Raw genomic sequence first — 8,676 nt, 5'->3', positions numbered from 1 at the left:
CCCTGATCCGCCTGGCCCACGCCGCGGACCTGCCCGGTCCGGAAGAGGCGCTCAAGCTCCTCAGGAACGGGGAGATCCCGGGCGGTGGAAGCGTCCCGGGCGGCGCGGGACAGGGCGGCGCGGGACAGGGCGGCGCCGCGCGCGCCCTTTCGCCCCAGGCCTCCCCCCAGGCCTCTTCCCAGCTCGAGGCGCGCCAGGCCCCCACCCTGCAGACCTTCGAGGACCTGGTCGCCCGGATCGACGCCGAGCGGGACATCGCGCTGAAGCTGGATGTCGAGCGTTTCGTCCGGCCCATCAGCTTCCGGCCCGGCGTCCTGGAGTTCGAGCCCGCGCCCGGCGCGCCGGCCAACCTCGCCCAGCGCCTGGTGGGCCGCCTCAAGGCCTGGACCGGCCAGCCCTGGCTGGTGGCGGCGCAGGGCGGCGGCGGGGCGGAAAGCCTCTGGGAGCGACAGACCCGCGAGGCCCGCGAGACCCGAGCCGAGGTCAGCCAGGACCCCTTCGTCCTGTCCGTGCTCGAGGCCTTTCCCGGCGCAGAAGTCGTCCAGATCCGCCACCTACCCCCGCCGGAACCGGCCCTTGTCGACGACCTGGGGGAAGACGCGGCGGAGGACTAGCCCCCCGCCCCACCCGGCGGACAGGCGGCGAGCTGGGAGACGGCAGCGCCGGCGAGTCTCGCCTATCTCGTAGACACCCCATACGGTGCCAACGCTGAGCGGCTTAGCCGGGGCTTTGCCGCCGTGGGCCGTGCAGGCATGCCATCCGAGAAGGTCGCTGAAACGATCCCGAAGGCGCTCGAAAGCCGTGCGCGCCCGTGCGCGCTATGCGCCGGTGAGCCCAGCCGTCTTCAATCAGAGCCCGCCGCGGTGACTGCCGGTGCGACTCCTGGACCGGACCGTCGCGGGGCAGTTGGGCATCGCAGGAGGCGTCGAAGCTTAGAGTCCGAACGCGGCGCAGATCGCTTCCGCGGCCTGTTGGGGCGACATGGCGACGGTGTCGATCTGCAAGTCGTAGGTCACGTCCCGATGCACCAGATCGATTTGACCGCGCGCCAAGCCAATCACGCGGTCTCCCCGCGCCTGTTCCCGCGTCTCTATAATGTCGAGGGGGGCAAACAGCCCGACGAACTGAACTTCATGTCGGGCGGAAAGACGCCGATAGGCTTCGTACTCTCCGCCCAGCATCACGATGTCGACGACGATGTCGTTGCCTTGATCTGCAAGGGCTCCGATGGCTTCTGTCATGCCCCGCATGAGGCGCTGAAACACCGGACCCCGTTGGATCGAGATCACGGGCACCCCATCGATCTCCTCCTCTTGGAAGGTGAGGCCATCGGCGTCGCCCATCGTTCTTGCAGGCAGCATGCCGATGAAGGCGTCCATCGCGACGTGCAGCAAGGTGGCCTTAGCGCGTATCTGTAGGGCTTGCGCAGTCGAGCTCTTGCCGACGCTTGACACGCCGTTGAGGACGATGATCCGTGAGCCTGCCTGCTCCATGTCGCTCAAGCCTTCATTGATTGATCAAAGGTCTGCGGAGACGTGCCGCGGCGATAGGCCCCAAGGACGACGACAGGCAGGGTCAGCGAGGCCAGCGCCAGGATCCCGCGCACGACCTTCAGGCCCTCAGTCTCTGGCGTCCAGTGGATCACCGCCCAGACCGCGATGCCCCCGGCGAGGCCCAGGAGGGCGCGGACCGCGAGGTCCCGGAAGTCGGATCGTGGAACCGGTCGGGACGGTCGCGCCATGCTGTCATCCTTCCCAAGCGGGCGGGCTTGGACAGAATCACCCCTCGGGGTGCACCCTGCAAGTCGTTTCCGACCCATAGGAGGCAGGGGCTTTGGCCGCATCTGCGGGACCCGAGATCGAAAGGCTGATCAGCCTCCTCTCCCGCCTGCCGGGGTTGGGGCCCCGTTCGGCGCGCCGGGCCGCCCTCACCCTGCTCAAGCGCCGGGAGCAACTGATGACCCCCCTGGCAGAGGCCCTGGCCGACGCTGCAGCCAAGGTCCGGGCCTGCACCACCTGCGGCGCCCTCGACACCCGGGATCCCTGCACGGTGTGCTCGGACGGGACCCGGGACGCGGGCCTGGTCTGCGTGGTGGAAGAGGCCGGCTCCCTCTGGGCGCTCGAGCGGGGCGGGACCTTCCGCGGGCGCTACCACGTCCTTGGTGGCCTGCTCTCGGCCCTCGACGGGGTCGGTCCCGACGACCTCAGGATCGCCGCCCTGGTCGCCCGGGTCGCCGCCGGCGGGGTGCGCGAGGTCATACTGGCCCTGCCGGCCACCGTGGACGGCCAGACCACCGCCCACTACCTGGCTGAGCGGCTGTCGGGGTCGGGCGCCGAGGTCACCCTGTTGGCCCGGGGCGTTCCCGTGGGCGGCGAACTGGACTGGCTGGACGACGGCACCCTGGCCCAGGCCCTGCGCGCCCGCCGTCCGGCCTGACCGCACCCGGTGACATGCCGGCGATTCCGGACTAGGAACACTTCATGAACTCCGAACTCCTGATCGCCCTCCTGGGTTTCGCCCTGGCCCTCATCGCCGGGGTCTGGGCCCTGTTCGAGCGGGGCCGGGCCGATCGCGCCGAGGCGCGGGTCTTTGACCTCCAGGGCACCGCCGCCCGGGTCCAGGTCATCGAGGACATGGCCGCCCGCAACGCCGAACTGCTGCAGGCCGAGGCCGCTGGCGCCATCGCCGACCAGCTTCTCCTCCGCGCCAACGAGAGCTTCGAGCTGCGCGAGAAGCTGGCCGAGGAGAAGCTGGCTGGCCAGCTCAAGCCCGTGACCGACACCCTTGAGAAGTTCCAGAAGCAGGTCACCGACATGGAGACCGCCCGGGCCCAGGAGACCGGGGGCCTGCGCGAGCAGATCGGCGCCCTCCTCCAGGCCTCCACCGCCGCCCGGGACGAGACCCAGAAACTCACCGCCGCCCTGCGCCGGGGGGTCGGCGTGCAGGGACGCTGGGGCGAGCAGACCCTGGTCAACGTGCTGGAGATGGCCGGCCTGCAAAACCGCTTCGACTTCCTGGAACAGGTCACCCTCAGCAATGGCGAGCGCCGCCAGAGGCCGGACGTCATCGTGCGCATGCCCGGGGGCGGCGAGCTGGTGATCGACGCCAAGGTCTCGGTCAGCGCCTTCCTCGACGCCCAGGAGGCCGCCGACGAAGCCCAGCGCGAGGCCGCCCTGGCCCGCCACGCGGACAGCGTCCGGGGCCACATGCGCACCCTCGCCTCCCGGGGCTATCAGGACGAACTGGGCGGCAGCGCCGACTTCGTGGCCATGTTCATCCCCGGCGACAGCTTCCTGGTGGCCGCCCTTGACCGCCAGCCGGACCTCCTGAACGAGGCCATGGCCCAGAAGGTCGTGGTGGTCACGCCCACCACCCTCTTCGCCCTCTGCAAGGCCGTGGCCTACGGCTGGCGGGTCGAGGACCAGGCCAAGGGCGCCGCCGAGATCGCCCGGGTCGGACGCGAGCTCTACAAGCGGCTGGCCGACATGGGCGGCCACATGGCCGGGGTTGGCAAGGCCCTGGAGCAGGCGGTGGTCAAGTACAATCAGGCGGTGGGCTCCCTGGAGAGCCGGGTCCTTCCCCACGCCCGGCGCTTCGAGACCCTGGGCGTGGACCATGAAGGCAAGTCCCTGCCCGAGCTGACCCAGATCGAGACCAGCGCCCGCCGCCCGGCGGGCCAGGATCCGGGGGCGGGCGACAGCCCGGCTTGACGCTGCGCCAGCCCGTCCCTAACTGGCGAAACCATGGCCGTCCTCGATATCCTCACTGTCCCTCACCCCGTGCTGAAGCAGGTCTCCACACCCGTCGAGCGTGTGGATGACGACCTGCGCCGGCTGATGGACGACATGCTGGAGACCATGTACGCGGCCCCTGGCATCGGCCTCGCCGCCATCCAGGTGGGGGTTCCGAAGCAGGTGATCGTCATGGACCTGGCCCGGCAGGGCGAGCCGCCCCAGCCGCGCTACTTCGTCAATCCCGAGATCCTGTGGGCCTCCGAGGAGACCGCTCCTTACGAGGAGGGCTGCCTGTCCGTGCCCGAGGTCTACGACGAGGTGGACCGCCCGGCCCGGGTGAAGCTGCGCTATCTCGACTATCACGGCCAGGAGGTCACCGAGGAGGCCGAGGGCCTGTTCGCCGTCTGCATCCAGCACGAGATGGACCACCTCAAGGGTGTGCTCTTCATCGACCACCTGTCCCGGCTGAAGCGCGACCGGGCGGTGGCCCGTGTGCGCAAGCTGGCCCGCACGGGCTGATCCAGCCCCCTCCGGTTCCCTCGCCGCCGCGGGAGGGGTAAACCCCGGCCATGCGCCTCGCCTTCCTCGGTACCCCGGACATCGCCGCCGCCTGCCTCGACGCCGTGGCGAAGGCCGGTCACGAGGTCGCCGCGGTCTACGCCCAGCCGCCTGCGCCCCGGGGACGCGGGCAGGCCGTGCGCCCCTCGCCCGTCCAGGCCCTGGCGGAGACCCTCGGCCTGCCTGTCCGCACCCCCGCCTCCATGCGCGACCCCGCCGAGGTCGAGGCCTTCCGGGCCTTGCACCTCGACGCCGCCGTCGTGGTGGCCTACGGCCAGATCCTGCCCCGCGAGGTGCTGGAGGCCCCGCGGCTGGGCGCCTTCAACCTCCACGCCTCCCTCCTGCCCCGCTGGCGGGGCGCGGCGCCCATCCAGCGCACCATCATGGCCGGCGACACTGAGACCGGGGTCCAGGTCATGCGCATGACCGAGGGGCTGGACGAGGGGCCGATCCTGTCCACCGCCCGCCTCGACATCCGGCCGGACGAAACAGCAGGCAGCCTGCACGATCGAATGGCCGAGGCCGGCGCCGCCCTGCTGGTCGCGACCCTCGCGGACATCGCCGCTGGCCGGGCGGTGGAGACCCCCCAGGCCGAAGACGGGGCCACCTACGCCAGGAAGATCAGCGCCAGGACCGCCCGCCTGCGCTGGACCCGGACCGCCGCCGAGCTGGACTGCAAGATCCGCGGGCTCTCGCCCTTTCCCGGCGCCTGGTTCGAGGCGCCCGGCCCGCGAGGCCCGGTCCGCGTCAAGGCCCTGCTCAGCCGCGCCGAGGCCGGATCCGGCGCCCCCGGCGAGGTGCTGGACGACGCCCTCCTGGTGGCGACCGGCGAGGGCGCGGTGCGCCTGCTGCGCCTCCAGCGCGAGGGCCGGGGACCACAGGACGCCGCCGACTTCCTGCGCGGCCTGCCCCTGCCCTCCGGGACGAAGCTGGACTGATGCCCCGCTACCGCCTGACCCTCGAGTACGACGGCGGCCCCTACAAGGGCTTCCAGGCCCAGGACGACCTGCCCACGGTGCAGGGGGCGGTGGAGAGGGCGGTCCTGGCCTTCACGGGCGAGAGCGTGCGCCTTCAGGCCGCCGGCCGCACGGACACAGGCGTCCATGCTACGGGCCAGGTGGTCCACGTGGACCTGACGAGGGAATGGCCGGCCCTGACCGTGCGCAACGCCCTCAACGCCCACCTGGTCGACGAGGCGGTGGTGGTCCTGGACGCCGAGGTCGCGCCCGAGGACTGGCACGCCCGCTTCTCGGCCACCGAGCGTCGCTACCTCTACCGCATCCTCAACCGCCCGGCGCCCCCGGCCCTCGACCGCGGCCGGGTCTGGCATGTGAAGTCGCCGCTCGACGCCGGGGCCATGCACGCCGCCGCCCAGGTCCTGGTCGGCCACCATGACTTCACCACCTTCCGCGACCTCGCCTGCCAGGCGAAGTCGCCGGTCAAGACCCTGGACGTCGCCGAGGTCAGCCGCAGGGGCGAGGAGGTCTGGCTCAGCTTCGCCTCGCGCTCCTTCCTGCACCGGCAGGTGAGGTCGATGACCGGCACCCTGGCCGAGGTGGGGATCGGGCGCTGGACCGCAGCGGACGTGAAGGCGGCCCTGGAGGCCCGGGACCGCCGGGCCTGCGGCCCTGTCGCGCCCGCGACGGGCCTCGTCCTGACAGGCGTCGCCTACGCCGACGGCGGGGCGGCGAAGTAGCGGCGGATCAGGGTCTCGTAGACGGCCTGCAGGCGGCGGATCTCGTCCACCGGCGCCCGCTCGTCGACGGCGTGCATGGTGCGGCCCACCAGGCCCAGCTCCACCACCGGGCAGAGGGCGCGGATGAATCGGGCGTCCGAGGTGCCGCCGGTGGTCGACAGGTCCGGCCTCTGGCCGGACACCGCCTCCACGGCGCCGGCCACCAGCTCGGTGAAGGGGCCCTGCTCGGTCAGGAAGGCCTCGCCGCTGATTGCCGGGGTCAGGGTGATCGTCCCGGGGAAGCCTTCCGACGCCCGGTCGGCCTCGGCCTGGATCCAGGCGGCGAGGTCCGCCCCCCGGTGAGCAGGATTGAACCGGATGTTCAGCCGGGCCGTGGCGACGGCGGGGATCAGGTTGGTGGTGGGATTGCCCACGTCGATGGTGGTGACCTCCAGGTTTGAGGGCTGGAAGTCCGCATAGCCCTCGTCCAGCACCCGGGCCTGCAGGGCCGCAAGCAGGCGGATCAGGACCGGCACGGGATTGGCCGCGCGGTGCGGATAGGCCACGTGGCCCTGCACCCCCTCGACCCGGATCCCGACATTGATGGAGCCCCGGCGGCCGATCTTGACCATGTCCCCGAAGCTCTCGGCGCTGGTCGGCTCGCCGACGATGCAGTGGTCGATGACCTCGCCCTCGGCCCTCAGGGTCTCGACCACCCGCTTGGTGCCGTCGAGGGCCACGCCCTCCTCGTCGCCGGTGATGAGGAAGGACAGGGAGCCCTTCACCGCGCCCTCGGCCAGGGCCGAAGCGGCGGCGGCGGCGAAGGCGGCGATGGCGCTCTTCATGTCCACGGCGCCCCGGCCGATCAGCACCCCGTCGACGATGTCGGCGGCGAAGGCCTCGCGGCTCCAGGCGGCGGCGTCGCCCACCGGCACCACGTCGGTGTGGCCGGCGAAGCAGAGGTTGGGCCGGGCCGTCCCGATCCTGGCGTAGAGGTTCTCGATCTCGCCGAACCGCATCCGGCGGCAGACAAAGCCCAGGCCCGCCAGGACCTGCTCGACCACATCCATGGCCCCGGCGTCGGCGGGGGTGACGGACGGACGGCGGATCAGCTCGCGGGTCAGCTCGACGGCGTCGATCCCGGCCATGGGCCTAGTCCCTCAGGAGTTCGTTGATGGAGGTCTTGGCCCGGGTGCGGGCGTCCACCGTCTTCATGATCACCGCGCAATAGGTCCCGGGAAGGCCCTCGTGCGGGCTCGGGCGGCTCCCGGACATGACCACCGAATAGGGCGGCACCTCGCCTGTGAAGACCTCCCCGGTCCGGCGGTCGATGATCGGGGTGGTGGAGGTCAGGTAGACGCCCATGGACAGGACGCTGCCCTCGCGCACGATCACCCCCTCGGCGACCTCGGAGCGGGCGCCGATGAAGCAGTTGTCCTCGATGATGGTCGGATTGGCCTGCAGGGGCTCCAGCACCCCGCCGATGCCCGCGCCGCCGGACAGGTGCACATTCTTGCCGATCTGGGCGCAGGATCCGACCGTGGCCCAGGTGTCGACCATGGTTCCCTCGTCGACGAAGGCGCCGATGTTCACGAAGGAGGGCATCAGCACCACGTTGCGGGCGATGAAGGCGCCCTTGCGCACCACGCAGCCGGGCACGGCGCGGAAGCCGGCGGCCTCGAACCGGGATTCGCTCCAGTCCTCGAACTTGGTGTCCACCTTGTCCCAGTAGGGGCCGGGGCCGGGGGCGTGGTGGACCCGGTTCGGGTTCAGGCGGAAGGACAGGAGGATGGCCTGCTTGACCCACTGGTGCGTCGTCCAGACGCCGTCCTCGCCTCGGCTCGCCACCCTCAGGGCGCCGCTGTCCAGCTGTCGCAGGGTCTCGTCCACGGCGGTGCGCACCGGACCAGTGGTGGCGGTGGAGACCTGGTCGCGGGCCTTCCAGGCGGCTTCGATCTCGGTGCGGAGGTCGGCGTAGGTGAGGCTCATCAGGCGGTCTCCCGGAGGCGGGCGTGATTGAGGAAGGGGGTCAGGCGCGCGGTGCGGTGATGGACAAACATCGCCTCCGAAGCCCGGGCGCGGGGGCCGACCAGGACCGTCGTCATGCCGAGGTCGAAGGCCGGCTTCAGGTTGCGCTCGGAGTCCTCGAAGAAGGCGGTGGCGGCGGGATCCAGGCCATGGCCCTCGATCATCCGCAAAAAGCCCAGCGGGTCGGGCTTGGGCGCGAAACCGAAGGAGTGGATGTGGAAGACCTCGTCGAACAGGTGGGTCAGGCCCAGGTGGTTCAGCACCCGCTCGGCATGGAAGTCGTCGGCGTTGGTGAAGATCAGCCGGCGACCGGGCAGGCGGGCCAGGGCGACCAGCAGTTCCGGGTCATGGGCCAGGGCGTCCAGGCTCAGATCGTGGAACAGGGCGTGGAAGTCCGCCGGGTCGACCCCGTGGTGGCGCATCAGCCCGCCCAGGGTCAGGCCATGCTCGGCCAGGTACTTCTTCTGCAGGGCGAAGGCGTCGTCCCGCTCCAGACCCGTCACCTTCATGACGAAGGCGGTCATGCGGCTCTCGACCTGCCGCATGAAGCCGGACTCCTCCGGGTAGAGGGTGTTGTCCAGGTCGAACAGCCGGGTGTCGATATGGCTGAGGTCCGGTCTCATCGGGTGATCAGGGTTCCCGACCCGTGCTCGGTGAACAGCTCGACCAGCATGGCGTGGG

Annotated in this window: 10 protein-coding genes and 1 pseudogene; 6 read left to right on the top strand and 5 right to left on the bottom strand. The window is 71.1% G+C overall.

The window, feature by feature from the left end; translation table 11 throughout:
• Positions 1-614 (top strand): annotated as a pseudogene (locus tag INE98_RS00195) (DNA polymerase III subunit gamma/tau); the annotation flags it as partial.
• Positions 615-932: 318 nt separating this feature from the next.
• Here INE98_RS00195 and INE98_RS00190 read toward each other — a convergent pair.
• Positions 933-1,493, bottom strand: coding sequence for a hypothetical protein (locus tag INE98_RS00190; protein WP_293535694.1), 561 nt, complete (start codon positions 1,491-1,493; stop codon positions 933-935).
• 5 nt (positions 1,494-1,498) lie between these two features.
• The gene (locus INE98_RS00185) at positions 1,499-1,741 is read right to left on the bottom strand and encodes a hypothetical protein (RefSeq protein WP_293535692.1); all 243 of its coding nucleotides are present in this window, start codon (positions 1,739-1,741) and stop codon (positions 1,499-1,501) included.
• Between the two features lie 92 nt (positions 1,742-1,833).
• Here INE98_RS00185 and recR point away from each other — a divergent pair, with 92 nt between their 5' ends.
• The 5 genes from recR to truA are packed head-to-tail and all read left to right on the top strand — an operon-like array spanning position 1,834 to position 5,988.
• Positions 1,834-2,436 (top strand): recombination mediator RecR, encoded by a 603-nt coding sequence (gene recR, locus INE98_RS00180; protein WP_293535691.1) that lies wholly within the window; start codon positions 1,834-1,836, stop codon positions 2,434-2,436.
• Positions 2,437-2,480: 44 nt separating this feature from the next.
• A complete protein-coding gene (locus INE98_RS00175; RefSeq protein WP_293535690.1) occupies positions 2,481-3,710 on the top strand; it encodes a DNA recombination protein RmuC in 1,230 nt (409 codons plus the stop codon).
• Between the two features lie 33 nt (positions 3,711-3,743).
• Complete coding sequence (gene def, locus INE98_RS00170) at positions 3,744-4,253, top strand: peptide deformylase (protein ID WP_293535689.1); 510 nt, start codon at positions 3,744-3,746, stop codon at positions 4,251-4,253.
• A 50-nt stretch (positions 4,254-4,303) separates the two neighbouring features.
• Positions 4,304-5,230 carry a methionyl-tRNA formyltransferase gene (gene fmt / locus INE98_RS00165; protein ID WP_293535688.1) on the top strand — a complete coding sequence of 309 codons (927 nt, stop codon included), beginning with the start codon at positions 4,304-4,306 and terminating at the stop codon, positions 5,228-5,230.
• A complete protein-coding gene (gene truA / locus INE98_RS00160) occupies positions 5,230-5,988 on the top strand; it encodes a tRNA pseudouridine(38-40) synthase TruA (protein WP_293535687.1) in 759 nt (252 codons plus the stop codon). Before fmt ends, truA begins: the two co-directional genes overlap by 1 nt.
• Here truA and dapE read toward each other — a convergent pair.
• The 3 genes from dapE to INE98_RS00145 are packed head-to-tail and all read right to left on the bottom strand — an operon-like array spanning position 5,961 to position 8,618.
• On the bottom strand, positions 5,961-7,115 hold the full coding sequence (gene dapE, locus INE98_RS00155; RefSeq protein WP_293535686.1) for a succinyl-diaminopimelate desuccinylase: 1,155 nt from the start codon (positions 7,113-7,115) through the stop codon (positions 5,961-5,963). The genes truA and dapE overlap by 28 nt on opposite strands.
• Before the next feature lie 4 nt (positions 7,116-7,119).
• Positions 7,120-7,959, bottom strand: a complete 840-nt coding sequence (gene dapD, locus INE98_RS00150; protein WP_293535693.1) for a 2,3,4,5-tetrahydropyridine-2,6-dicarboxylate N-succinyltransferase — start codon at positions 7,957-7,959, stop codon at positions 7,120-7,122.
• Positions 7,956-8,618, bottom strand: coding sequence for a pyrimidine 5'-nucleotidase (locus INE98_RS00145; protein ID WP_293535685.1), 663 nt, complete (start codon positions 8,616-8,618; stop codon positions 7,956-7,958). The genes dapD and INE98_RS00145 overlap by 4 nt, the downstream gene beginning before the upstream one ends.
• Positions 8,619-8,676 lie beyond the last annotated feature (58 nt).

This window comes from Phenylobacterium sp. (assembly GCF_020253645.1).
Taxonomy (GTDB): Bacteria; Pseudomonadota; Alphaproteobacteria; order Caulobacterales; family Caulobacteraceae; genus Phenylobacterium.
This window is presented reverse-complemented; position numbering and strand designations above follow the sequence as displayed.

Coding starts and splice junctions, on each gene's coding strand:
- INE98_RS00190 (WP_293535694.1), bottom strand. CDS start 1,493: ATGGAGCAGGCAGGCTCACGGATCATCGTCCTCAACGGCGTGTCAAGC.
- INE98_RS00185 (WP_293535692.1), bottom strand. CDS start 1,741: ATGGCGCGACCGTCCCGACCGGTTCCACGATCCGACTTCCGGGACCTC.
- INE98_RS00175 (WP_293535690.1), top strand. CDS start 2,481: ATGAACTCCGAACTCCTGATCGCCCTCCTGGGTTTCGCCCTGGCCCTC.
- def (WP_293535689.1), top strand. CDS start 3,744: ATGGCCGTCCTCGATATCCTCACTGTCCCTCACCCCGTGCTGAAGCAG.
- fmt (WP_293535688.1), top strand. CDS start 4,304: ATGCGCCTCGCCTTCCTCGGTACCCCGGACATCGCCGCCGCCTGCCTC.
- truA (WP_293535687.1), top strand. CDS start 5,230: ATGCCCCGCTACCGCCTGACCCTCGAGTACGACGGCGGCCCCTACAAG.
- dapE (WP_293535686.1), bottom strand. CDS start 7,115: ATGGCCGGGATCGACGCCGTCGAGCTGACCCGCGAGCTGATCCGCCGT.
- INE98_RS00145 (WP_293535685.1), bottom strand. CDS start 8,618: ATGAGACCGGACCTCAGCCATATCGACACCCGGCTGTTCGACCTGGAC.